At 42.0% G+C, this 25,899-nt stretch carries 13 protein-coding genes and 2 pseudogenes; 6 read left to right on the top strand and 9 right to left on the bottom strand.

Annotated elements, in window-relative coordinates; all coding sequences use genetic code 11:
- Nucleotides 1–457: 457 nt before the first annotated feature.
- Nucleotides 458–3,733, bottom strand: a complete 3,276-nt coding sequence (locus F0P94_RS08455; protein ID WP_191906974.1) for an InlB B-repeat-containing protein — start codon at nucleotides 3,731–3,733, stop codon at nucleotides 458–460.
- Nucleotides 3,734–4,336: 603 nt separating this feature from the next.
- On the opposite strand from F0P94_RS08455, the pseudogene F0P94_RS08450 reads away from it, so the two are divergent.
- Nucleotides 4,337–5,110 (top strand): annotated as a pseudogene (locus F0P94_RS08450) (IS5 family transposase).
- Nucleotides 5,111–5,427: 317 nt separating this feature from the next.
- On the opposite strand, the pseudogene F0P94_RS08445 reads toward F0P94_RS08450, so the two are convergent.
- The 3 genes and pseudogenes from F0P94_RS08445 to F0P94_RS08435 all read right to left on the bottom strand — a co-directional run.
- Nucleotides 5,428–6,009: pseudogene (locus F0P94_RS08445) on the bottom strand (transposase); the annotation flags it as partial.
- Nucleotides 6,010–6,050: 41 nt separating this feature from the next.
- Entirely contained in the window at nucleotides 6,051–6,821 is a 771-nt protein-coding gene (locus F0P94_RS08440) for an IS5 family transposase (RefSeq protein WP_150903448.1), read from the bottom strand.
- Between the two features lie 516 nt (nucleotides 6,822–7,337).
- Complete coding sequence (locus F0P94_RS08435; protein ID WP_150903447.1) at nucleotides 7,338–8,417, bottom strand: T9SS type A sorting domain-containing protein; 1,080 nt, start codon at nucleotides 8,415–8,417, stop codon at nucleotides 7,338–7,340.
- Between the two features lie 763 nt (nucleotides 8,418–9,180).
- Between F0P94_RS08435 and F0P94_RS08430 the strand changes: the two genes are divergently transcribed.
- Nucleotides 9,181–10,872 carry a T9SS type A sorting domain-containing protein gene (locus F0P94_RS08430; protein ID WP_150903446.1) on the top strand — a complete coding sequence of 564 codons (1,692 nt, stop codon included), beginning with the start codon at nucleotides 9,181–9,183 and terminating at the stop codon, nucleotides 10,870–10,872.
- Between the two features lie 730 nt (nucleotides 10,873–11,602).
- The gene (locus F0P94_RS08425; protein ID WP_150903445.1) at nucleotides 11,603–15,649 is read left to right on the top strand and encodes an Ig-like domain-containing protein; all 4,047 of its coding nucleotides are present in this window, start codon (nucleotides 11,603–11,605) and stop codon (nucleotides 15,647–15,649) included.
- A gap of 123 nt (nucleotides 15,650–15,772) precedes the next feature.
- Here F0P94_RS08425 and F0P94_RS08420 read toward each other — a convergent pair whose 3' ends face one another.
- The gene (locus F0P94_RS08420; protein WP_150903444.1) at nucleotides 15,773–16,258 is read right to left on the bottom strand and encodes a DDE-type integrase/transposase/recombinase; all 486 of its coding nucleotides are present in this window, start codon (nucleotides 16,256–16,258) and stop codon (nucleotides 15,773–15,775) included.
- A gap of 218 nt (nucleotides 16,259–16,476) precedes the next feature.
- Here F0P94_RS08420 and F0P94_RS19655 point away from each other — a divergent pair, with 218 nt between their 5' ends.
- Complete coding sequence (locus F0P94_RS19655) at nucleotides 16,477–16,758, top strand: hypothetical protein (RefSeq protein WP_191906973.1); 282 nt, start codon at nucleotides 16,477–16,479, stop codon at nucleotides 16,756–16,758.
- Nucleotides 16,759–17,935: 1,177 nt separating this feature from the next.
- Here the strand turns inward: F0P94_RS19655 and F0P94_RS08415 are convergent.
- The 4 genes from F0P94_RS08415 to F0P94_RS08400 form a co-directional block, all read right to left on the bottom strand.
- A complete protein-coding gene (locus F0P94_RS08415; RefSeq protein ID WP_150903443.1) occupies nucleotides 17,936–18,142 on the bottom strand; it encodes a hypothetical protein in 207 nt (68 codons plus the stop codon).
- 8 nt (nucleotides 18,143–18,150) lie between these two features.
- Entirely contained in the window at nucleotides 18,151–18,825 is a 675-nt protein-coding gene (locus F0P94_RS08410; RefSeq protein WP_150903442.1) for a hypothetical protein, read from the bottom strand.
- 140 nt (nucleotides 18,826–18,965) lie between these two features.
- Nucleotides 18,966–19,559 (bottom strand): P63C domain-containing protein, encoded by a 594-nt coding sequence (locus tag F0P94_RS08405; protein WP_150903441.1) that lies wholly within the window; start codon nucleotides 19,557–19,559, stop codon nucleotides 18,966–18,968.
- An 18-nt stretch (nucleotides 19,560–19,577) separates the two neighbouring features.
- Nucleotides 19,578–20,816, bottom strand: a complete 1,239-nt coding sequence (locus F0P94_RS08400; RefSeq protein ID WP_150903440.1) for an ImmA/IrrE family metallo-endopeptidase — start codon at nucleotides 20,814–20,816, stop codon at nucleotides 19,578–19,580.
- A gap of 171 nt (nucleotides 20,817–20,987) precedes the next feature.
- Here F0P94_RS08400 and F0P94_RS19890 point away from each other — a divergent pair, with 171 nt between their 5' ends.
- Nucleotides 20,988–22,136, top strand: a complete 1,149-nt coding sequence (locus F0P94_RS19890; RefSeq protein WP_225307166.1) for a restriction endonuclease — start codon at nucleotides 20,988–20,990, stop codon at nucleotides 22,134–22,136.
- Nucleotides 22,111–25,851 carry a type ISP restriction/modification enzyme gene (locus F0P94_RS08395; RefSeq protein WP_225307165.1) on the top strand — a complete coding sequence of 1,247 codons (3,741 nt, stop codon included), beginning with the start codon at nucleotides 22,111–22,113 and terminating at the stop codon, nucleotides 25,849–25,851. The genes F0P94_RS19890 and F0P94_RS08395 overlap by 26 nt, the downstream gene beginning before the upstream one ends.
- Nucleotides 25,852–25,899 lie beyond the last annotated feature (48 nt).

Below are 25,899 nucleotides of genomic sequence, written 5' to 3'. Positions count from 1 at the left end.
TTTGAGGATAAAGCTGGAGGTTAACTTTTAGCCCGCGTTAGCCTTAATTAGTTATGGCCAGAATAAAAAATGCCAGGTTGGTTAGGACAGCTTGTTACTGAACGGAATAGTAGTTCAATGCTCTTATTTGAAAGGTCATACTTAGAAAGCCCTAACAACAGAGCCTATATTTATTCCTTTCGTAAGCTGCCGGAATTCATGGGCGAATTCCGGTTAATGGATTTATGGAAGGGATAAACGGTCTGTAAACAAATTGATTTTAATCAGTACCGATATCCGGCTAACCCACGCTCTTAGAGCTTGTTTAAAATTCATCCTTTGCGCTGCAAATTTCCATTAACAGAACCTGAGTTCGTCTTTTTCTCGCACCATAGCGCTGCTATGCTGCTCCAAAAAGCCTCCCTCAGAACCTGGTAATGAAAACTTTCGCTTGCAAAAATAAGATTTAAACATGCTCTTAGTTAGTAACTACTACTTTCTGGGTTTTTACTTTATCTTTTCCATAGATCTGAACAAAGTAAACGCCCGCTGCCAGGTTGCTGGTTTCAATGGTAGTGGTACCAAAAAAGTTAGCAGCGCGAATAAGCGTACCATTGCTATCGGTTATTCTTATGGCCATTTCTTCGGCAGGGTTTGTTTCCACAGTTATATTAGTGCCTCTTTGAACCTTGCTTGGGTAAATTCGCAGGAAATCGGAATTGTTTCGTTTCCGGTTTTTGGTTTCCCCGGCTACTTTCCCTTTTGAGGAAGCCGCTACCTTGCCCGAGGAAGTTACCCTGATATCAAAAACATCGGTTAGGCAATTGTTACTATCGGTTACCCGGTAAGTGGTGTCTTTGGTGGCAGTTACGGTAATGCTTTTGGTTGTTTCCCCGGTAGACCATTTATAGGAGCCCACCCAGGAAGCGGTAAGTTTTACGGCAGTATTATAGGCTGCGGTTTTGGTGCTGGTTTTATTAACGTTCTGCATTATGGTAAACTGATCGGCTACCACGCCATCCTGGCGGAGGAATTTACCATCGAGCCGGTTGTTTGTTACTTCCAGGTACAGCATGCCGCCCCGGTTAAAGGAGTACGGCATAGCGTTATGGGGCCAGGCGGAAGCAATGCTGCCATCGGCTGCGCCGGCAGAACCTGAAACAACATAAACGGTACCATGATTTTTAGCGCCTGTTACCGTTACATACGGGCAGGAATCGGTGGTGCCATCGTATCTGGCGCTGGAAGTGCTTTTAGCGTGGATGGCTTTACTGAAGCTTTTCTCATTTCCGTAATGGTTATTCAGCAGGTAAGACCGTTCGTACACATGGCTGTGGCCGCAAAGAACCAGATCTACGCCCCCTCTTTCCAGAATGCGAATAAAGTTCTGCCGTATTTTTACCATCTGGTCTTCGGTATCGGAATTGTGGCCTCCCATGGAGTAAGGCGGATGGTGCCAGAAAGCAACGATCCACTTCTTGTCGGTCGCGGCCAGGTCTTTTTTAAGCCATTGCACCTGGGTACCCAGCGTGTCATACAACCGGGTACTTCCAGGGCTTTCCGTACCATAAGAATCGAGGCTGATAAAGTGGATATTACCCCAGTCGTAGGAATAAAAAGCCTTGGTACCGGAAGCTACGCCCCCGCATTCTGCTGCCGTTGGCATGGAGAATATTTTATAGTAAGGATCCGTTCTGGAAGCCTGATTGCCATAATCGTGGTTTCCCGGAGTAGGTAAAATGATATGGTTTTTCAGGATGGAACTGCCATAGGGGTTAAAGAATTTTGATTGATATTCCGAATCTGTTCCATCGTTATATGCATTATCGCCCAATAAAAGCATGAGTTCAGCCGGATTAGAGCCGGTATGTTTTAAGTAGGAATTCAGGGTTGCTGCCTGGCTTCCATTTTTGTCTAAGCCACAGTCACCGAATACCGCTACCCGCACTTTATCGGTTGAGGTTGCAGGTGGGGCGGTTTTAAAATAATTGTCGACACCATTCTGTAGCACGTCCCGGGAACTTCCGAACCTGTAGTAATATCTGGTATTGGGCACCAGCCCGTCAATCCGCACTTCGTGTTCTGTAGTAATTACCGGGTTGGTGGTGCTTAGCGTATAAGTTCCGGGAGCCGTTCCAACTTCAATCTTCGAATCTGATGGTACATTAGTTCGCCAGCGGAGCGTAACCCCGCTCTGGTTACCCATTTGCAGGTAAGGGCCACGGGTCAATTTTAGTGGTTCGCCAACTATCTTCAGGTCGAAAGCCAGATCCGAAGAAGTCTGACTTACCTGGTGGATTTCCACCGCTATTACATTGGTTCCGGTTACGAAGGCAGATCGGTTAATGGTAAAATTGTGGGCCGTTATTCCATCGGTAGAGCTGGAAGCTAAGGTCGAATACGATACCGTTCCGCCTGGCAGGTTATTCCGATAGACTTCCGTTCCATTTATAAAGATCCGCACGGCATCGTCTCTTTTAACTGACCCGGTATAGGACCCAAACTGATTAATATCAGCAATCGTGATCGATTTTCGAAAATAAGTTGTGATGTAGCGCGCACTGGAGCTGGAGCCGTAACTTACCACCGTTGCGGCATCACTAATGCCATAACCAAGTTTTGCGGGTCCGCTTTTCCAATTAGTATCGTTAAATGAAGGCGTCGACCAGGTAGTGCCCAGGTTAGTTCCCAGATCGTGGTATTTCCAAACAGAACCAAAAGGCAACAAAACACCCGGATCGGCCTGAGCGAAAGTGGCTGCCAGGTTTTTGTTGCTGTTCATGGTAACTGTCAGCGGATTTGTTTTACCTGTAGCATCTCCACTCCAGCCCGTAAATGCCGCTCCGGCATTGGGGGTAGCCGTAAGCAGCACAGCAGTACCTTGCGCATAACTTGCCTGGTCCGGACTTTTCGTTACTGTTCCGCTACCTTTTGTGGTAATATTCAGGTTGTATTGCGTAACTGAGGGGGTAAATGTAGCCGTGATATTATTATCTGAACTCATGGTAATGGTTACCGGATTTGTTGTGCCGGTTACATCCCCGCTCCAGCCGCTGAATTTGTAACCTGAATTTGGGGTAGCGGTTAGCGTAACGGATGTCCCGCTGCTATAAGTTGTCTGGTTTGGGCTTTTTGCCACTGTACCACTACCATTTGCCGTAACGTTTAAATTATACTGCTCCGGCAGGCCTGAAAAAGTAGCTGTAATAACTTTATCAGAATCCATAGTAACTGTTAGCGGATTGGTATTTCCGGCGGCATCGCCGCTCCAACCCGTGAACTGAGATCCAGGACCGGGAGTAGCAGTAAGTGTTACAGTAGCCCCACGGGTATAACTCGTTTGGTTTGAGCTTTGAGAAACTGTACCGCTGCCGTTTACGGATACACTCATTGAATACTGCTGCGGAGCTATCTGGTCGATAACCGTAAAGGAAATCAGGATGGCTGTTCCTGCCGTGCCAATGCCATTAGAACCCGAAAAACTTTGTGCTTTTAAAGTATAGCTGCCTACAGCCGGTGTCCAGGAACTGTAATCGCCGTTACTATCGCCCTGTAAAGAATAATGCGGCCCACTGTCATCGGATCTTGTTTTCGATTGCTGGCCGCTTAAATTGAAGACCACGCTGCCTACAAGGGAAGGATTGGTAACCGCCTGAATATTCAGCTTGCGGGTTGGCAATGTGGCTAAGTTCAGTACATCCCCTGAAACCAGCCCTCTGATTGGCAGATTTGTATTCGCATTGATCAGATTCAAACCTGTTATTTCGCCTGCCTGCCCCTTACATACCCCGGTAAAAAGGAAACAAACGATTATGAACCTTGCGCTTCTTTTGAAATAGTCAAAAAACAGTTTCGATACCTTTGGAATATTCTTCATGAAATCAACACTTAAATTGAAATAACTAATTGATAATAAACACCCTGAAACAAGTCCAAACTATAAAGCAGCTTCTGGCTACATTAGAGTTAGATCATGCTAAGTCAAGTATTTACATGTCGGAAGTGCAGATTTTAATAGAGCAGGATACTACTGCTTTTACGAATATTCTTGGAATAGTTTTATTTACAAACTAATTATATAACTATTTTAAGCTTTGATAAAATTTTGCCTGGTGAAGCGTCTTATTTAAAGCTTTGATCTTCTGCGCTTTAAGGTTCCTTATATAACTGAAAAAAGGAAACTGAATCATTTCAATGAGGAACTGGAATACAGGTTCTGATTTGAAAAGTAAGGATTACAATACTATTATATAGCATCCTGTTTTTAAATTTCATTTTTAGTAAGATTTTAGGGCTTGGATACTATTAGAAGCTATCTCAAAAATAGGAATTAAAGAAAAGAGTTACCTGTTTTTTGTTGATGGAGTTGACAAACGAACAGTGGGAACGGATAAAGGCTTTGGTTCCGGATCAAGTGAGGCGTGCAGATGGTCGTGGCAGGCCAGCCTGGGATAAGCGTCAGGTAATGGAGGCAGTGCTCTGGATATTACGTACAGGTGCTCCGTGGAAGGATCTTCCGGGCCGGTTTCACCCTTACCAAACCTGCCACCGGAGATTTCAGCAGTGGCAAGAGCAGGGCGTGATGCGAAAAGTAGTGGAAGATTTAGCCAGGGACCTGATGGCGAGAGGCGGCGTGGATTTGAGCGAGTGTTTTATTGACGGCTCTTTCTGCATGGCCAAAAAAGGGGCTCTTTTGTGGGAAAGACTAAGCGAGGTAAAGGCACCAAGCTCATGGCAGTCACGGACGCTTCAGGTATTATTTTATCTCTGTCAATCGAATCAGCCTCACCTCATGAAGTAGGGCTGGTAGATAAAGTATTTGAAGAACGATTTATCGGACCTCTTCCAAAGCGTTTGATTGGCGACAGAGCCTATGATTCTGATCCACTCGATGAGAAACTGAAAGAAAAAGGAGTGGAAATGATCGCTCCGCACCGGAAGAACAGAATAAAAAAGGCAAACCCAGGATGGAAGACCACTCAGAAGATTTAAAAGAAGATGGAAGGTTGAACGCTTCTTTGCCTGGCTTTTCAACTTTAGAAGAGCCCTGGTAAGGCATGAGTACAAAGCAGAAAACTACTTAGCTTTTTTACTCCTGGCTTGCATGAAAATCTTGCTAAGGTATTTTTGAGATAACTTCTAGTAAAATTTTAAAGTAATTGTCCGTTACACTTTCTGATAGTTTTAGCATTACCAGTTTTTCGATTTGATAAAGTCACGCAAAATGACTAAATCTTGGTGGATAAAGTTCGATATTTCACTCCTTCGGTCTACTGCAACAAAAATCCCGTTCATTTTTTATTGGAACGGGATTTTTTGCTTTGAAATTAGTTTCCCAATTGTTTTAATACTCTAGGTTATAGAAGATGCTTTAACCATGTTAAGGATTGCACTCCTTAAGGCAAAAGATTAATTTATAGGGTTACTAAGAAATTGTTTTAAAAGTATTTAGCATCGTTTGAGCATTATTGAAATCATGGCTAAATAAACCATAGACTGGCTATTGATTCTTTTCTTCTCATAATCCTTGCTCAACCTTCTTGATTGCAGTATGCAGGCAAAAGTTCTTTCCACCACCCACCTTCTTGGCAGGACCTTAAATCCTTTCTGGTCATCGGCTCTAAAAACCACCTGCCAGCACCATCCCCATAGATTTTTCATAAACTGCTGCAGGTTATTACCACGGAAACCGCCATCAACCCACACCAGCTTCACCCTTTTGCACAGATCATTCAGGCATGAACTCCAGCGCAGGTAGCGCAACAGGCATTTGGCCCCCATCTTCTCTGAAACGCTTGCCGCGCAAACCCAAACGGCCAGCAGCAAACCCTGAGAATCGGTCAGGATAAACCGTTTACGTCCATTTATCTGCTTTCCTGCATCATAACCGCGGTGCCGGCCGCCACAGGCTGTTGTTTTTGTGCTTTGCGAATCCAAGCAGCCGGCTGAAGGGCGCTTTTTCCGACCTGCCTTTTTCCTTATTTTCTTTACCAGCAGGCAGTTTATCAACTCCCAGGTCCCGTCCTTACCCCAGTCGCTGAGAGCATGTTTAAATTTTAACTATTTGTATTTCAAGGCATTCGACTTAGGATAAGTTGGCAATTATGCCAAAGCACCCAGCTTTCGGCACTTTGTGGTGTTTTTTCGTGGTCTTTATCCAACCTTCTAAAGAAGTTGAAAATGCCAAATGCCCGCTCTGTGACCCACCGCCACTTGACTGGCACAAAGCCATCTGTGGCTGGTGGTTTAGAGCTAACTTGCACCTCCACGCCTAAGAGGTTTTCACTTACCCAGCTCATAAATACCTTTTCATAAGCAGCATCAGCCAGGATTGTTTCCATGCGGTGCAGATAGCCTCTGAGCGGTGCTACCACCTGCTGCGCCAAAGCACCATCATGACAGTTGGCTCCGTGCACTACCACGCCCCAGACCAGGCCCAGCGAATCTGTGATCACGTGCCGCTTTCTGCCGTTTATCTTCTTATTGCCATCCACGCCGGTTTGCTCTTTTACAAAAGGTGCTACCTTAACGGTCTGGGTATCAATGCTCATCAGGCTGGGCGTTTCTTCTTTCTGCTGTCTCTTCCGCTCTAGCTTATTGAGCTGCCAGTTCAACTTTTCCACCGTGCCATTAGCCTTCCAGCTTCTGAAATAATAGTAAACCAGCTGCCATTTGGGAAAACCATCTTGCGGAAGATTACGCCATTGGTTGCCAACCCGAAGGCACCAGAAGATAGCATCCAGGATTTCCCGAACAGAATGTTTCCGCTTTCTTTGCTCCGGCAAAAAATCTTTGATAACTTCCCACTGCGAGTCAGAAAGTCTCTTGTATTGAGATTGCATAAGCCTTTAGTTTAGTCACTTTTGCTTACGCACTGGCTCGCTTTTTTTTGCCCTACCTAAAATTTAAACATGCTCTTAATTGAGTTTGAGTGTTTTGGATGTTTTTCATTTTTTTGTAAACACTTACTTAATAATATTCAATTTATTAACTCAGGAATAACGAGATCAATTTAAAATCGTGGTGGAGAAAATTTGATATTTCACTCCATTGGTCTGAATAGCCACCTTACCTTATGGATATGTCGTTTGGTCTCGCCAACAATACGCCAAATACTTTCTTTTGCTTTTCCATTTTCATGTGAATTAGATGATCTTATAAACTTGTAATCTTATATAAGCCGCAACTTCAAATAAGTCCGCTTAGTACTGAAGATCTATAAACAAATGCCTGCAAACTTCTTAATTAAGGCTAAATGAAAAGTTATGGTTTGGGTGAATTTAATGGTATAAACCTGCATAAACAAAAAAACCTTTCTGATAACTCGGAAAGGCCTTCTTGTTTTTACAGGTGTTTAATTATTGGACAAGAATTTTCTGGTGCTGGGCGCTGTTACCGTTGCGGAGGTTTACCAGATAAATGCCCGGTTTCAGGTTGTGCTTGCGAAGGTTCACCTGAATGGTTTGGCTGCCTTTAAGGATCTCGCTGGTGATTAGGCGTCCGTTTAGATCGAGCAATTCCACGGTAGCAATTTCGTTCTCATTCATGGCCTTTTCCAGTTTCAGGTTAAGCTGGCCGTTATTAACAGGGTTCGGAAAAGCCATTAATTTGGCTGGAGCAACTTTTTTGCTTTCCACTACAATTACTTTGCTGTATGCATATTTGCCATCGAAGTCAACTTGTTTCAGGCGATAGTAGTTTTTGCCACTGGCTGGTTGTGTATGGGTAAATCTATATTTATGGTTGCTGCTGCTGGTTCCGTTGCCTTCTACATAACCGGCAGATTCAAAATTACGGCCATCGGTGCTATGCTGAACAGAGAAATAAGCATTGTCTTTTTCGGTAGCAGTTTCCCAGTTCAGAGTCACACCTTCGCCGCTGGCAGCTCCGGTAAAAGATAAGAGTTCAACCGGTAACGGAACAATGATCATGTCATCGCATTCTTCAAGGTTAAATACGGCCGTTCCTACCAGGGTTCCTGCCTGAGCATATACTTCAATGATCGAGTTTTCACCATTGTGGAAGGTTGCACTGTCAACTACGTAGCGGAACACATCAGATTGGTCGTAGCGGAAAGTAGAAGTGTTCAGGCCGGTATATTTAATTAAAGAATCGTGATAAACATTCTGAACGCTGTATTTGTAACGACTTATATAGCTGGCTTTAGGAGACAATGCCGGCAGCTTCTGGCCCGGAAGTTCGAACATGGCATGCATAAACGGGTAACGGCTGGCGTTCGTGATTTTGAATTTTAATTGAGTGGTTCCGTTGCCCTGATCTACAGCGCCAAAATATTCGAAGCGGAAGCAATTGTCTTCAATAACGCAAAGGGGATCTGCGTCGCAGCCGGCAGGGCATGGAATGTTAGATTGAGAAAAGGCCGGAGTGGTAAAAAGACAAAATAAGAGTACAAAAATCGGAAGTAGTTTTCTGGTCATGGCTTTAAAAAGTAAAATTCTTTGATCCAATATTTTTAAGTTTGTTTTTGTTTGTTGTGATTTTTATGGATTTAACGCCGGTGTAAAAGGGAGGTTCCAGCCCGAAAAGCGTCCATGTCAAGGGTTATACACAATTATTCACAAAGTACTATTTGCGTGCCGCAAAATTGGCAAATACACATATTTTAACTTTATAAACAGCTAAAAAAAGCATCCTAAATAGTTTTATTTTTCGTTGCAGAGTTATGCAAGCCTGAAATGATTTTAAAAATATGGGGATTATTTAAAAGAAGAACAGCGAATAAGAGTTGATTAATTAAGTTATATTATGCCGATTAATTACATCTTAAGCTAATACTGCATTAGTACAATTCTTATTACGCGATTTCACAAGAATTATTTGAAGCAAATCACAGATTGAGCGCATGTTATTATAAAGAAGAGGCCAAGTCCATCAATTTACTAGAAACCGGAGCAATATTAGTGTCAATCGAAAATTTGATTGTCATAATAAACTTAACACTGTATTTACATAATTTGTAGCAACAAACATAATTTGTAGCAACAAACCACTTAACTTAATATATTTTTATTTTTTAAACAAACTATTATACCTTTGCAATGTTTATAAGTGTATCTTAAGATATTTTTTACCTTTATCAAGATTCGTTTGCTGGTTTGACTTTACAAACAAGTGCATTACTACGTTTCTCAATTAATATCCCTGCGGACATTATTAACTTATTCTTAATAAAATTTAGGTATGAAAAAGTTGCAAGACCTGGTTAGCTTTGTATTATTAGCATTGATAATTTTGAGCTTGCCACTTTCAGCTTTCGCCAGCTGCAATATTCCAGTAACCATTTATTCTGTTCGAAGTGGAAATTTTACCGCCGCTTCTACCTGGGATCGTAATATTGTTCCCTCTTCCTGCGATATTGTTGTCATTCGGCATAATGTTGTACTCAATCAGGGGTTCATGGTAGGAGATAATCAGAGCAAAGCTGGGCAGCTTATCATAGAGCCGAGTGGCACCTTGAATGGTATTACAAGGTCAATATCTATTGCATTGAATTCAGTAGTAAATAATCAAGGCACGTTGCACATTGGCGGTCTTGATTTTTGGGGCAACTCCGCAACTTTTCGCAATTATGGTATTGCTACTATTCAAAACACTATATATGCGAATGCCCTAAGCCATATACAGAACTTTGCTACCTTAACGTTAAATAATGGCTTGGACCAGAACGGAAATACATTCATTAATTACAAGGATGCTGTAGCCAGAATTAAAGGCGAACTGAAATTGCAAAACGGTACAATAGAAGCTCTTTTGCAAAATTTTGGTACTATTACTATCGAAAAGCCAGTAACAATTAACCAGGGAGCTGTAATTAATGAACCGATGGGCGCATTGAATATCCTTAGCGACCTAATTGTGAATTCCGGCTCCGGTACAAACAGTATAAACAACAAAGGAACTTTAAGTATAGGACAGGATTTCAGGACCAATCCTGTATCATCTGTTTACAATTCAGATAAACTAGTTGTGAACCGCGACTTTGATAATCGCTCTGCTTTTGTGAATGAAGGTGGTACTGTTGATATTATACGCAATTTTTTTCAGGGCAACCAGCAAAGCGCTCGCTTTGTGAACAATAAAGGAGGTTTAGTTACTTTCCATAATGATTTCTGGAACGATGGCCTGGTAAGTGGGGATAGAGGAATTTATATTATTAAGGGCATATCAACCATTACAGCTAACGGACGCTTTGACGGTGATATTGATATTTGCGACGAAACACTGACTAGTGGGGATATTGATAGACAAGACCCCAATAGTAAAATAGGAAAAGAAGTAACTTATTGCAATGCGTTCCGGTTTAATGCGCCATTGCCGGTTGCCTTGTTTGGTTTTAGTGCAAAAGCTGATAAGGGATCTGTAATTCTTAAATGGCAAACCGCCCAGGAAGTAAATAGCGCTGAATTTATTATAGAGCGCTCCATTAGCGGTATTCAATTCGAATCGATAGGATTAGTAAATGCAGCGGGCTCTTCAAGTAGTATTTTACAATACCGTTTCGAAGATAGGATGCCATTAAATGGGTTGGCTTATTATCGCCTGAAGCAGATAGATACAGATAATAGCTTTGAATATTCGTCTACTATTGCTGTAAAACAAAAAATGGAACTTGAGTCTATAAAGCTTTATCCACAGCCAGCAGTTTCAGGTAAGGCACTTTTTGTACAGCTTCAAAATTCAAAAATGATGCCCCTAAGAGCTGAACTTGTTTCCCTTGAAGGTAAATTGGTGCAAAGCCAAAATCTAGATATGATTTCGCCAAAAGATTTGTTCCAGTTTAATATGCCATACTTACAACCTGGCGTTTACTTTTTACAACTCCTTAACAGCAGCCAAAATATATTATATCGTAATAGAGTCTTGGTGAAGTAAATTATAGGGCCTTTATTTATTTCGCTAAAGAGGTTTCGCTGGCTACTATTTGTATCCAAGGTTAGCTGCTTTATTTGAAAAGCTTCTGCTGTTCCTTCAGCTGTTCTCCCCTTCCTTTGATTCAGGTTCTAATCCAGCTTCTATCATTTTCTCTTATACAGGTTTGAAAGTTTATATAAACTTGCTCAAAGCCTCTCACGAGCAAAGTATTTACAAATAAGTCAACGCCCTGTTTTTTAGCATATTATAAAATGTAACGTTTTTGTAACGCTAAATCAGAGGTTATTTTTAAAATAAGGTACCAAATTTAACGCGTATAAAATCAAAATGAATTTTGGTTAAATGATATTTTTTCCCTCAAACTAAAACGATAAAAATGACATCAGGTTTCAAAGTCTACATAAAGTATTTAAACTATTTTTTGTACCAGCCTACAGATTGAAATTCCCTAGAGTAGATATAGTAGTTTATAGTAATACTTTAGTTAATAATTTTTAACCGCCTAAATCCTGCATTCAACGAGTCAAACTTGGGTTTGAACGAATTGTTCAGACTGTAAATAAAATTAAAAGTTAGTTTTATTATTATTTAAAGGCTGAACAAATAAGAAGGGAAAAAGCAAGAAAAGGCTATCAAGTAAAATAGGCTTCGCTGCTAGTAGAATCCTGCTTTGGTCAACTGCTATATTTTATCAGCAATATTTATAATTAGTTAAATCATAGTTGAAATCGTGATTATAAATCACCAATTAAATAAGTTTAAAATGCTTTTTTTGTTACATGCTGTCAAAAAACAGCAAAGGATTCTAATTGCCTTACTTTTTCTGAACCTCCTCCTTATTATTGACGCTTTAGCCCAATCCTGCGCTTATCCAGGTAAAGATGGTGTTTTAAGCGGCAGCGTTCAATACGTGAATACTTATTATCCAGCAAATGTAAGCGTAACGCCCGGCACTAATAAGAGTATTACTTTAGGTGCGGCCCGGACAGTAACCGGGATTACTTTTGCACCCATTTCAATAGGAGATCTGGTACTTATTATTCAAATGCAGGGCGCTGAAATAAACTCAGAAAACACAGATGCTTATGGGGACGGCGTAGCCGGTAGTGATGGAAAAGGTTATTTGATTTCAAATTTAGCGGCTGGGCGATATGAATATGCAGTTGCTACGAATTCTGTTCCATTAGCAGGGGGGAATTTAACAGTTGCATCACTCTCTAACAGCTACACGAATGCAAATTATGGTTCCCAGGGACAGAGGCGATACCAGGTAATTCGAATTCCGCAATATAGTTCTGCAACGTTAGGCGCTACCGTTACCTGCCCGGCTTGGGATGGCGCTACTGGCGGCGTGGTTGGGATAGATGTAGCTGGCACACTGAATTTTAACAGCAGAACGATAGACGTCAGCGGTATGGGCTTCCGTGGTGGCGCTGGACGCTCATTAGCAGGTGGCACGGGCTCAAATTCCGGGTACCGCAGCTTATCTACGGTGAATAATAACGCTCAAAAAGGTGAAGGAATTGCTGGCACGCCGGCCTATGTTTATACCAATGGTTCTACTTCACCAACAAATACTTCTTCCGAAGGGTATCCGAATGGTAGCAGTGGCCGGGGAGCACCAGGAAATGCCGGCGGCGGTGGCAATGATGGCACCCCGGCTACCAACGAAGAAAATTCGGGCGGCGGCGGCGGCGGTAACGGTGGTGCAGGCGGTATTGGCGGCAACACCTGGAGATCAAATCTGCCTCTTGGCGGATTTGGGGGAACTTTATTTACTTTTATTCCCACTGGTTTCGAAACGGAAGCCTCCAGGATGATTCTGGGCGGCGGAGGGGGCGCTGGTACAACCAACAATGGAACCGGTGGTCTGGCTAATGGTCTATCCAGCAGCGGTGCAGCCGGTGGTGGTATTGTAATGATCCGAGCCGGAAGAATTACCGGCACTGGTACCATCAATGCCAATGGTAGCAACGCTAACACCAGTGTAGTGAATGATGGCAGTGGTGGTGGCGGCGCAGGGGGAAGTGTACTCCTTACTTCTGCTGAAACAAGTAATTTAAACAGGCTAAGGACTATAACCGTTAATGCCCGGGGTGGAAACGGAGGAAACAACACTGTGGCAAATGACCCGCACGGTCCGGGCGGCGGCGGCGGCGGCGGGGTTATTTTGACAAATGGCAACCTGGCGGCTTCCAGCGTAACAAATGGCTTGGCAGGCACCACAGGCGGCACAATTACTTTTGGTGCTACCAATGGCTCTCCTGGCATTATAAATCAGAATATTTCTAATGTGATACCAAACAGTACTTCCGGAACTGCGTGTAAACCGGTACTCTCGGTCATCAAAACAACATCCACGGCAAATGTTATCCGAAATCCAGTTAATGGCACAGCTACTGCAACTTATACTATTACCTTAAGCAATTCTGGTGGCGCTGCCCAGGGTGTAACTATATCCGATTTATTGCCAGCGGGCTTTAACTTTAATTCAAACGTTTCTGTAAACTTAACGGGTGGCAGTTTTGCAGATAACGGTGGAAATGCTACTACCGGGGTTGTTTCAGCCGCAGGTTCTTCTTCATCTTCTGCAGTTGGTGCTACCACTTTAATTTGGAATTATTTCTCTATTCCTACTGGTGGTTCGGTAGCAATTACTTTTATGGTGAATATTGCTCCTAATGTTTCCGCTAAAACTTACCAAAATAGCGCTACTGTTACCTACCTGGATCCGACCCGCTCTGCTGCAACCAGGAAAATAACGCCATTGGTTGGAAATGATGGTGCAACCAGCACTATATATCAAACAGGTATAACCGAAACTGTGCCGGGAGCCAATTACGAAGGGGTTGCCTTTAATGGCGAAGATGTTAACGTCCCGAATAATGTACCAGTAGCCAATAATGTTACTGCCGCATCTGTTCGTCAGGGAACTATAGCTGCACCAATCTCAGCTTTGAATGCTACCGATTTTGACGGCACTATTGTTAGTTATACCCTTACAACTCTGCCGAATGCTGCGCAGGGAGTTTTATTTGTAAATGGAGTTCCGGCTTTAACAGGCATGCAACTTACCTTGCTTCAGGCTGCCCAGTTAACTTTTACACCGGCAGCAACTTTTTCCGGAAATGCTTCTTTCACATTTACTGCTACCGATAATAACGGCGCAATAGATGCTACGCCAGCAACTTATTCGGTTCCGGTGGTAACTAATATGGCTCCAATAGCAAATAATATTACTTCTGATAAAATTACCCGAAATACTACAACTACCCAATCGGCCATTTATCCGTTTCAGGCAATTGATTTAGATGGCTCCGTGGTTAGCTTTACTATTTTAACCTTACCTTCTGCGGGTACTTTATATGTTAACAATGTAGCTGCTTCTGCCAATCAGGTTGTTACTTTAGCGCAGGCAAGCCAGCTAACATATGACCCGACCAACAATGCCAATGGCTACCCTTTTACCTATAGAGCAACCGATAATGATGGGGCTTTGTCTAATATAGCTACTTACACATTGATGGTAGTAAACAATAATGCTAGCGCAGCCGATAGAGCGCCTTCGGCCGATAACATTCTGAATGCTCCAATTGCCAATTCGGATGGTGCAACCTCAATAAAGCCTCTTAAAGGGTCAGGAAATCTAACGAACTACCGATTTGCAAGCTTACCGCAAACTACACAAGGCCAACTTAGAGTTAATAATGGAAATCCGGCGGTAAATACAAATTACACAGTTGCACAAGGAGGTCAGTTAACCTTTAATCCGAATACAACTTATAGCGGATTGTCAACTTTCACGTACCAGTCCCGAAACGCGCAAGGAAATTCAGCAAATACAGCTACATACTACATTCCGGTAAGTTATAAGCCCGTTGCTGATGCCATAACTTTTGATTCTCTTGCAAATACGGTTACTACTCCAACAGCACTTAGTCCTTTAACGGCTCTCGATCCTGATGGAAGTGTAGTAAGCTACACTATAGAAACACTGCCGAGCACCTCGGAAGGTGTACTTTTTGCCAATGGCACCCCATTAACTGCTGCACCAGTAACGCTTTCTCCGGCTTCTGCTACGCAATTAAGTTTTAAACCGAATGCTTCTTATAGCGGTACTTCGGTGTTTAATTATACAGCAACCGATAACCTGGGGCTGAAAGCCACCCCTGTTACTTATAGCGTTCCAGTTGGCAATAAGGTTAGCAGTACCCCATTGCCGGTAGAATTACTATCCTTTACCGCTAAAAATGCAACACCGGGAGCCTTATTGGAGTGGATAACTGCAACTGAAAAAAACAACAGCCATTTTCTGATTGAAAAAAGTTTTAATGGAAAAATTTTCTCCGTGATTGGAAAAGTTAATGGACAGGGCAATACTTCATCACAGCAAAATTATTCTTTCCACGACACGGAGGAAATCAATGGGTTAGTATATTACCGCCTAAAGCAAGTAGATTATGACGGTACCTATGAATTCAGCAAAATTGTGGTGTTGCAGGCGTACAAATCCGGAAAGACCACGCAAGTTTTACTTTACCCAAACCCTGCCGCTGAAGATTGCACCTTACTTATTACCGGAGACATAACTGAAACTGCTACGTTGTCGCTTTATGATGTTGTAGGCAATATAATTTGGCAGAAGAACGTAAATATTACAGTTGGACAAACAAAGCTGCCGGTAAATGTAAGCAGTTTAGCAAAAGGAGTATACCTGGTGAATATTACAGGAAGAACCATCCAAGCAACTTTGAAGCTCAAGAAGTTAGCTGAGTAAAAGAGTAATGTCTCGTCCTGCAATAAGTTGACGGATTTTAGACGAGATCCCTTAATAACTTTAGACCTCCAATGCTTTGGTATTGGAGGTTTTCTTTTTCCACTTTTTTATCTGAAGCCTGCTTTATTGGTGCATCTGCTCGGGCGTGAAATAGTGGCATGAGAGATGCGGCCTTAGTTTATTGTAAATGCCTACTGATTCGCTGATCACAGTCACTGCTTCCAGGTGGTGGGCAAAGCCCCGCTCAAAGACAAACTCATCTTTTAAAATGCCGTTCACCCGCTCGGCTACCGCATTCTGATAAGGGTCATACTCCTCAGTCATGCTCGGCTTTACCTGTGCCCGCTTCAGCAGCTGCTGGTACTCCTGAGAGCAGTACTGTAGTCCCCGGTCAGTTCTTCCAGTGGCCAATCTTAAAGCCTCCCCCCGGCCATCTAACAGCAAATCCTCAGCCAGATGGTAGCACATGATCTTTTTGGTATAAGCATCGGTTACCAGCGAAAGGTAGCTGTGGCCGTTGCTGGTGAGAATATAGGTGATGTCTGATACCCAAACCTGCTCAGGGCGGTGGATGGTGAGTGCTTCTACCAGGTTGCTGTGCTTTTTCAACCAAGGCTTTGAATCTGTGGTTCTATGATAGCTTTACTTTGGCTTTACTAACAGGCACATGTCCCGAAGGATGGTGAAGAGGTTGTCACGGCCTACTTTCAAGCCTTGGAGCTGCAAGAGGTAGTAGAGCATAAGAGTGCCAACGCGCAGCATTGGCAGGTGGATTTGTTACACCATCTCTATGCCTTCTGTATGGAGGCCTGCTCTAGCCAGCTTCGTTGCTGGCCCTGGTAGAAGGTTGGAGTAGCCAAACAATCTTCAGGCCTGCGCAAGGCACCTGGCTTCCTCTTTGCGGAGTTGGCAGACTGTTTGGGCAAGGGCATTTTTCGGATCTGGATGCCTATCTGGCCTTCGGCTACGTCAATGATAGTGTCCAGCAGTTTTGCCTTGAGTTCGGCTTCTCTGAGCTGCTTTTTAGTAGCGGCCAGCTGCTCTTCGAGTTCTTTGATTCGCTAGTTAGGGGGATGAGTCATGGCGGTTATGTTTATCTGCCAAGTTAAGCGTCCGTGCTTACAAAGCCAAACCAAAACTGTGCTCCGGCCTTGAATGCCATACTTCTGCTGGGCTCGTTTGTAGTACTGATCTCCGCGTTCTATCTCAGCTACTACCGACAGTTTATAGCCTAAGGTGTAATCACGCTGACAGCGCTTTCTTTTTTTCTCTTATTCTATTTCCAAGTAAGGCTGTTTTTTATGTCAACTTATTCTAGGACGGGACACACTAATTAAGCGGATTAGATTGCGCTTTACTTTTAAGCAATCATCAACAAACTATGTAAACTACATGATTAGCAGGTATATTTTAGATAAATTCTTCATATTAACTCAACTAGCTGAATCAAAACCTCATTCAACCTTAAGAATAAAGGGCAGTGGTAACAGAAGTATGATGGGATAAAAAAGCAGTGCTTGAGATTAAGATGATGAAATATTCGATGTTCGCATCACAATAAACTGCCCTCACTGCCAGAGCAGCAAAATAGTAAAAACGAAAAAAAAGAAGGGCACTCAAGGCCTGTAATGCCATGATTGTAAGAAGCAGTTTCAAACATATTACCAACAAAGAGGTGCATATCCGGCCATAAGGCAACTCATCCTGTGGCTTTTGGAACGCAATAGCGGTATCCGCGACATAGAAGAAGTGCTAGATGTAAGTCATCACTGCATTTAGCCAACCTCTGCCGCCATATGAATCAGCTTTTAGTAACGCCTTAGCACAAACATTATGAGAGGGTGCAAATAGATGAGCTATGGAGCATTGTGGGTAAACGTAAAAGGGTAAGTACTGACTTATTTATGGTTATTGCCTAGAAATAGACTAGATACTGCCTTTCAGTTGTGGCAGCAGGAGAGCTAAAGCAGTGAAAGTACTCTATAAAAAGCTGCAGGGAGTTGAAATTGATGAATTCTGTACCGATCGGTGTAAAGCATCCACTACCGTATTACCTGCTCATAAACATACCCTGGATAAAGTTATACGAAGAAAAAGGAAGGCGTAAATACCTGCCTCAGGGCTAGGAACAGAAGATTAGGCAGTAAAACAATCTGCTTCTCCAAAAAGAAAAAAAACCATTTAGCAGTTTTGAATATCATGTTTAACCATCGAAATAAAACTAAAGCTAATCAGCATATTTTTCAAACCACAACCGAAAGGCTTATCCTAAATATTGTAGAAAATCTATTGGTTAACATTTACTTCAAAAATATCATCAGGTAAAATATTTTCTTCTTCATCAATTAAGAGTAAAGAGCAATTTAAGACCCTAAGACCGGAGTATTTTCGACCATTTTTTAGTGCAATATCTACTATTTGATAGCCCATTCCTTGTTCTGGCTGCTTTATTAGATATTGAACGAAAGGCTCCGGCAATTCAATTTTCTGCATTTCTAATTTTAGTAGACAGTTTCTTTTAAAAATGTATTCTTGGACGTGCCATTTTCAAAATAGATTTCTTTGCCTCCTCCAATATGTCCATTTGCAGGTTCTACAATTCCACGTTGTAAGGGATCAGCCTTAGTTGGCATGATATAAAAAGCCCATTTAATAGTTTCATCATTAGGTAATGCATATCGACTAACCGGATTCAGACCTCTGCTTTTGCACAGCAAATAATCATCTATAGTCGTAGTAAAACTGCCTGGAAGCAAGCAATTATTAACTTTATCTATTCTCCGATCATTCTGGTAAGCAGATAATCTAACAAATGTTTCTGTACCATCTGTAAATTCTCTACGCTGATGAATAGCCCCTGTCTTAGCAGTAGAACGCTCATTGGCATAGCCAACCTTATTGGCTTCTTGTAAAATATGAATATTGGAGATATTTGTTAAATTTAAATAGGGACTCCTTGCTGCAATTATTTCAATTCTTTCTAATAATGGCTGATGTCTGAGAAAAATAAAATCATTTTCATTAACGGCTCGAAATGCAAGTTTGGCATTAAGGGCGACAAACTTCCTCTGTACATAATCTCCTTCTTGAAAACCCGTAAAAACCTGGTACCCCATCCCGGTTTCTGGAAGATGTAATAATTGCTCCTGTAGGGCTGAGTTAATATCGTAGAACATAGTTATATTTTGACAATATTGGGCCTCTAGATAATGTACTTAGAAAAAGATGCTAATGCCTCAGGGTAACTGTGAAATTTATCTCTGTGGCACCATCCAAGCACTTCTCTTTAATGAGTTTTCCTATTAATATATTTTAATTACTTGAATAAGTCAGGTTGAAATCCTGTCCCGAACCTTGTAGCGTGTTTAATTCTAAATTCATATGTAGAGGTACATTCATTCATTAAAGTTACCGCATCGTCAATATATTTCTCCAATTTCAATATGCCATCCTCGCCTAAAAACCTATAATTTTTATACTTCCTAATGCAATATTTAATATATGGGTTTTTTGAGTGAATATGCGAAATAACGTCTTCTTTAAACCTGCTATAAATAACTTCGTTTATAGTTTTGGCTGCTATTGGAGGTTTTTGATAGCACTTTTGAACATCTTCTGACCAATTCTCTAATCTACCCAAAGCAGGGAAGAATAGTGAGAATTTTGGCTCATGATCAAGTGGGAATTCTGAAAGCAATTTTTCATTCCTTTCCCGGATTTCATGGATAGAAGTTATTTCCCCATTTATTCGCTCAAACTTTTCTTTCTCTTTTTTCTTCTCATATTTAGCCCTACTATCTTTATCAGCTTGGCGAGTAACTAAATTTAAAAACGCTTGTACATCATCAAATACCTCATTATTTTTTTGAGGTTCTAATGGATTTTTTTCTTCTAAATTTTCAAGTTTCATTTTAACTTTTTAATAGGTTTATTTGTAGAGAATACTATTCTGCTTTAAAAAATTGATGTGTTCTGCTGTAGGTTTAGATTTATCCCATGGATTTTCAACAAGCTTAATAAATTCATCAAAGGAAGGATTAAATTTTTTAGCTTTAGCCCAGGCTTGCTTATCTTCCTTGCCATTGTCAAATGCATAATAAGTATAGATAAAGCTCGGATGGATCTGGTGCATTTCTGCAAAATCAGCCACAAACTTTTTATTGTTAATATGTGGCTTAATAATATTAGATTTTTCTTTAGAAAATAAGAATTCGCGGGCAAAACCATCTGCCTCCTTCTCTTTTTCCCATAATCCTAAATCTTGATCTCCTAAGTCTAGTGTATCAATATCAGACAAATGATATTGATATTTTTTATTTTTAATTAGCTCAAAATCAAACAAAACATGGTAAAGCTCATGTATTAAAGTATGCCATAAAGTCGAATAAAAACCCTTATAATCAGTCAGTACAATACAGGGTTTCTGGTTTACGACAATAGTGGCACCCTTAAGGTGGTTTATGGAGATGGAATCCTGATAAAATACTGTAACTCCTAATGTATATAAATCCCTTATTACAGATAAAAGACCCAATTCTACATTAGTTGATTTCCATCTTATCTCAGGAAAATATTTTGCTAAGGCAGCTTTATTATATTCGTGCGGATTAGCAATTACCTCAAAAGCTGTTCTTGCTGATTCAACCCATAAACCGCGCGTTTGTAGGTTCTTTGGCTTCGTAAGTCCAGCACTAAATGCCACATTATTAGAAGGCAGCTTAAACTCAAATATTGTCTTTAACCCGAAATGGGAATTTATTTTTTCTTCTATATGCTGATAATCGGTAATGCTTTTAATAAACCCAATTTTCCTTAGTGTTGCCAAGTCAAAATTTGCATTTATATAATCAATTTTATCTTGAGAATAAGGTGAAACTTCTGGAAAATTTTTTTCTAAAGCTTTCAAGTACAGGCTAAAAATTTTTTCATTCGGTAATTTCAAAAAACTGGCTAGTTTTATAAAATTTGTATTATCTACCTGCTTACTTGTTCCTTGCAAAATGCCTTGTAATGCTCGGTACTCTATATCTATTATTTCCAGGGCAGTTGTAGGAGCGATATTGAGTTCCTTAATTCTTTTCTCAAACATTTCGCTTAACGTCTCCACCGGAAATAGGCTGTTTAATAAATCATCGACATTAAAAACGTTACTTTTATTCTTAGGCATATTATTTTTATTGTAGAACTACAATTGTAAAAGTATAGGCGTTTTTCAGAAAAAGCAAGGGTTTTATAAAAAAAATATTGTAGAACTACAATTAATTAATTTTACCCCTTAATCTGAAGTATTGGCTGAAATGCCCTATTTTGCAAAGCATTATTAGTGCTACCAAAACACATGTCTTTTAACAAAATACTCGACAAATACCGCAAATTCTCTTTTTCTGAACGCGATAAAGGCGACCGCTTTGAGAGGTTGATGCAGGCTTACTTAAAAACCGACCGGATTTATTCCGACCGGTTTAAGAAAGTATGGCTCTGGAATGAGTTCCCGGGAAAAGAAGACCTAGGCGGCAACGATACGGGCATTGACCTTGTGGCTATGACTCACGACGGTGATTATTGGGCGATCCAGTGTAAATGCTACCAGGAAGGAAAAACCATCGATAAACCGGCTGTAGATAGTTTTCTTTCCACTTCCAGCCGGGCATTTAAAAACGAGAACTTGCAAAGTGTAAACTTTGCGCAACGGCTCTGGATAGATACCACCGGTAAAAAATGGGGTGCAAATGCTGAAGAAGCCATTAAAAACCAAACACCGCCGGTAACGCGCTTAAACCTGTACCAGTTACGTGAAGCCGCTGTAGATTGGAAAAAGCTGGAGAACGGTATTCATGGTGAACAATCCAGAATTGGTGATAGGAAACTGAAGCCGCACCAGGAAGACGCCTTAGCCAAAGCCCACAAACATTTTAAAACCAACAACCGGGGCAAACTCATAATGGCTTGTGGCACCGGCAAAACCTATACTGCTCTGCAAATTGCCGAAAAAGAAACAGGCGGCAATGGGATGGTTTTGTTCCTCGTGCCTAGCATTGCCTTATTAGGTCAGACCTTACGTGAATGGAGTGCCTTTGCTAAAGAACCGATCAACGCAGTTTGTATTTGCTCAGATCCGGAAATCTCAAAGAAACGCACCAAAAACGACGACAGCGACAGTTTTAGCGTAGTGGATCTAGCATTGCCGGCTTCTACTAATACCAACGATATTCTGCACCAGTTCAACCAGTTTATAGGCCGCGAAAGCAAAGGAATGACGGTGGTATTTTCTACCTACCAATCCATTGAAGTAATAGCGCGGGCACAGAAAGAACTTATTAAAAACGGCTTCGGGGAATTCGACCTGATTATTTGCGACGAAGCCCACCGCACTACCGGCGTTTCGTTGGCTGGCGAAGATGAATCTGCTTTTACCAAAGTACACAACGATAATTTCCTGAAAGCCAAAAAAGCGCCTGTATATGACGGCAACGCCCCGGCTTTATAGTGACGATACCAAAAGCAAGGCTGCCCAGGCCGATGCAGTGTTGTGCTCGATGGACGATGAAAAACTTTACGGCCAGGAAATTTACCGCATTGGTTTTGGTGAAGCAGTAGAGAAGGACTTGCTCACTGATTACAAAGTGCTCATTCTTACCTTAAGCGACCAAGATGTACCGCCAGCCGTGCAGAAAATGCTGGCCGGTTACGAAAGCGAAATTACTACCGACGATGCCTCCAAACTGGTTGGCTGCATAAATGCGCTTTCCAAACAAATGATCGGCGACGAAGGCCTGCTGAAAGAAAGTGATCCGGAACCAATGCGCCGGGCCGTGGCTTTCTGCTCTAATATTGCCGATTCCCGGAAAATAACCGGCACCTTCAACTCCGCTACGGAGGCTTACATCAGCGCTTTGCCAACAGAGAAAAAAGTAAAAATGGTTTCGGTGGGTTCGCAGCACATAGACGGCACTATGTCTGCCCCTTACCGCGATGAATTGCTGAGCTGGCTTAAAGCGGAAACCGAAGAAAACGAATGCCGGGTACTTACCAACGTGCGCTGTTTAAGCGAAGGCGTAGATGTGCCCAGCCTGGATGCCGTTATGTTCCTTTCGGCCCGCAATTCGCAGGTAGATGTGGTGCAATCAGTTGGGCGGGTTATGCGGAAAGCGCCGGGCAAAAAGTACGGCTACATCATTATTCCGGTGGTGGTGCCTTCCGATATGGATGCTGCCTTGGCCTTAGACGATAATGACCGTTATAAAGTAGTTTGGACAGTTTTAAACGCCTTACGTGCTCACGACGACCGCTTTAACGCCACTGTTAATAAAATTGAGCTGAATAAAAAACGCACCGACCGCATCATTATCGGCCGGCCGGAAGTAACTTTTAACCAGAATGGCCAGGTTTCGGTGGTAAACGACGACCCGGCAGGTTATGTGGCGGCCAAAGCCGTTAGCGAACAGCTGGCGCTCCAGTTTGAGCAGTTGCAGAACGTGGTTTTTGCCCGGATGGTAAACAAAGTTGGCGACCGCCGCTATTGGGAGCAATGGGCAAAAAGCGTAGCCGAAATTGCCGAACGCCAGGTTGCCCGCATAAGCAGGTTAATTGCCGAAGATAAAACCCATGAAAAAGCTTTTGCCAATTTCCTGGGTGGCCTTCAGAAAAATATAAACCCCAGCATTACGCAGCAGGAAGCAGTTGAAATGCTTAGCCAGCACATTATTACCAAGCCGGTTTTCGAAGCTCTGTTCGAAGGGTATTCGTTTGTGCAGAACAACCCGATTTCGGTGAGTATGCAAACCATGCTTGATTTGCTGGAAGACCAGAACTTCGATAAGGATGCCGAAACGCTGCAGAAATTCTATGAATCGGTGAAGATGCGGGCAAGCGGGATAGACAACTCCGAAGGTAAGCAGCGCATTATTATTGAATTGTACGATAAGTTCTTTAAAACCGCTTTCCCGAAAATGGTGGAAAAGCTGGGGATAGTTTACACGCCGGTTGAGGTAGTGGATTTCATTATCCATTCGGTAAACGATGTACTGAAAAAGGAATTCGGGCGCAGCATTTCCGATGAGAACGTGCATATCCTGGACCCGTTTACCGGTACCGGCACGTTTGTAACCCGCTTACTGCAAAGTGGCCTGATTAAAAAAGAAGATCTGCTACGCAAATACCAGCAAGAGATTCATGCCAACGAAATCGTTTTGCTAGCTTATTACATTGCGGCCGTAAACATCGAAAATGCTTACCACGATGCTGTGGGGGCCGAAGATTATCAGGCCTTCGACGGCATTTGCCTTACCGACACCTTTCAGTTAGGCGAAAGTGACGAAAGCGAAAAGCTGTTTTCGGAAATGTTCCCGCAAAACTCCGAACGGGTACAGAAGCAAAAGAAAGCGCCGCTGCGTGTGATTATCGGTAACCCGCCGTATTCGGTAGGGCAGAAATCAGCCAACGACAATGCGCAAAACCAAAGCTACCCGAAACTGGATTCCCGGATTGCAGTTACCTATGCAAAGGAGACCAATGCTACTAATAAAAATTCCTTATACGATTCATACATTAAAGCTTTCCGGTGGAGTGCTGACCGTATAGATAAAAGTGGGGGCGTAATTTGCTTTGTTTCTAACGGGGCTTGGTTAGACGGTAACAGTGCCGACGGTTTCCGGAAATCTTTAGAAAAAGAATTCTCTTCCATTTATGTTTTCAATTTAAGGGGCAACCAGCGCACCAGCGGCGAATTAAGCCGGAAAGAAGGCGGTAAAATATTCGGTTCCGGTTCTCGCACGCCCATTTCCATCACCTTATTGGTGAAAAACAGTATGGAAAACGGAAAAAAAGCCACTATACATTACCACGACATTGGTGATTATTTAAGCCGGGAAGATAAGCTTGCAATTGTAAAGAAGTTTAAATCTGTCGGCAACGAAGCAATGGAATGGAAAACGCTTGTTCCAAATGAACACGGTGATTGGATAAATGAGCGGAACGATGCATTTAGTACGTTTGTTCCGATTGGGGATAAAGATGATAAAACAAACAAAGCAACATTTTTTGTGCCTTATTATTCGAATGGAGTAAAAACTCAACGTGATGCCTGGTGCTATAATTCTTCAAAAGAAGTTTTAAACAACAACATTCTAACTTCGATTAATTTTTATAATAGCCAGCGAGAAGAGTTAAATAAAGTAATAGAGGATAACCCTGTTTCTGATGTAAAAACTTTTTTGAAATTTGATTCTAAGAAAATTAGTTGGACAAGAGCATTAATATGGGATTTAGAAAAAAACAAGACACATTCATATGACCCAACTAATACAACAGTAGGTATTTATAGGCCATTTTTTAAACAGCATTTATATTTTTCCAGAGTGCTGAACGAAATGGTATATTTAATTCCAAAGCTATTTCCTGCAAAATATATTGAAAATTTAGTTATCTGTGTTTCAGGTGTAGGAGTTACAAAAGAATTCTCTTCTATTATTTGCGATACAATTCCTGATTTAGAATTAATTGGTAAATCGCAATGTTTTCCACTTTACTATTACGAAGAGCGGCAAAAGCAAAGCCCCGGCTTATTCGATGCTGTTGGAGAAAGCGAATACATCCGGCGCGATGGGGTTAGTGATTTTATCCTGGAACGGGCGCAAAAACAGTATGGTAAAACCGTAAAAAAGGAAGACATTTTCTATTACGTGTACGGTTTTCTGCATAGCCCACAATACCGCACCCAGTTCGCCAACGACCTCAAGAAAATGTTACCCCGCTTGCCTTTGGTTGAGGACGTGCGTGATTTCTGGGCCTTCAGCAAAGCCGGCCGCAAACTTGCAGACCTGCACTTGAACTACGAAAATGTGCCAGCTTACGAAGGCGTAACCGTTACCGGAGCCGAAAACGGTATGTATAAAGTAGAAAAAATGCGCTTCCCAACAAAAGGCCAGAAAGAAACCATCCTCTACAACAGCAAAATAACCATAACCAACATTCCCGAAAAAGCCTATGACTACGTGGTAAACGGCAAATCCGCGATAGACTGGATCATGGAACGATATGCCGTAACCACTCACAAAGATAGCGGCATCAAAAACGACCCTAACGACTGGGCAATGGAAACCGGCAATGAAAGATATATCCTGGACCTATTGCTAAGCATTATAAACGTTAGCGTACAAACCATTGATATTGTGGAAGGTTTGCCAAAAGTAAAGTTTGAATAAATACCAGAAACAATTAATTGATAAACCTGCTATTGGAATCTTAATAGC

It is taken from the genome of Adhaeribacter soli (genome assembly GCF_008727925.1).
Taxonomy (GTDB): domain Bacteria; phylum Bacteroidota; class Bacteroidia; order Cytophagales; family Hymenobacteraceae; genus Adhaeribacter_A; species Adhaeribacter_A soli.
The sequence above is the reverse complement of the archived record's forward strand: the minus strand, read 5'-3'. Positions and strand labels throughout refer to the sequence as shown.

Bases quoted from the DNA above. Each gene is read 5' to 3' on its own strand.
- F0P94_RS08440 (WP_150903448.1), bottom strand. From the start codon at position 6,821: ATGCAATCTCAATACAAGAGACTTTCTGACTCGCAGTGGGAAGTTATC.
- F0P94_RS08435 (WP_150903447.1), bottom strand. From the start codon at position 8,417: ATGACCAGAAAACTACTTCCGATTTTTGTACTCTTATTTTGTCTTTTT.
- F0P94_RS08430 (WP_150903446.1), top strand. From the start codon at position 9,181: ATGAAAAAGTTGCAAGACCTGGTTAGCTTTGTATTATTAGCATTGATA.
- F0P94_RS08415 (WP_150903443.1), bottom strand. From the start codon at position 18,142: ATGCAGAAAATTGAATTGCCGGAGCCTTTCGTTCAATATCTAATAAAG.
- F0P94_RS08410 (WP_150903442.1), bottom strand. From the start codon at position 18,825: ATGTTCTACGATATTAACTCAGCCCTACAGGAGCAATTATTACATCTT.
- F0P94_RS08405 (WP_150903441.1), bottom strand. From the start codon at position 19,559: ATGAAACTTGAAAATTTAGAAGAAAAAAATCCATTAGAACCTCAAAAA.
- F0P94_RS08400 (WP_150903440.1), bottom strand. From the start codon at position 20,816: ATGCCTAAGAATAAAAGTAACGTTTTTAATGTCGATGATTTATTAAAC.
- F0P94_RS19890 (WP_225307166.1), top strand. From the start codon at position 20,988: ATGTCTTTTAACAAAATACTCGACAAATACCGCAAATTCTCTTTTTCT.
- F0P94_RS08395 (WP_225307165.1), top strand. From the start codon at position 22,111: ATGACGGCAACGCCCCGGCTTTATAGTGACGATACCAAAAGCAAGGCT.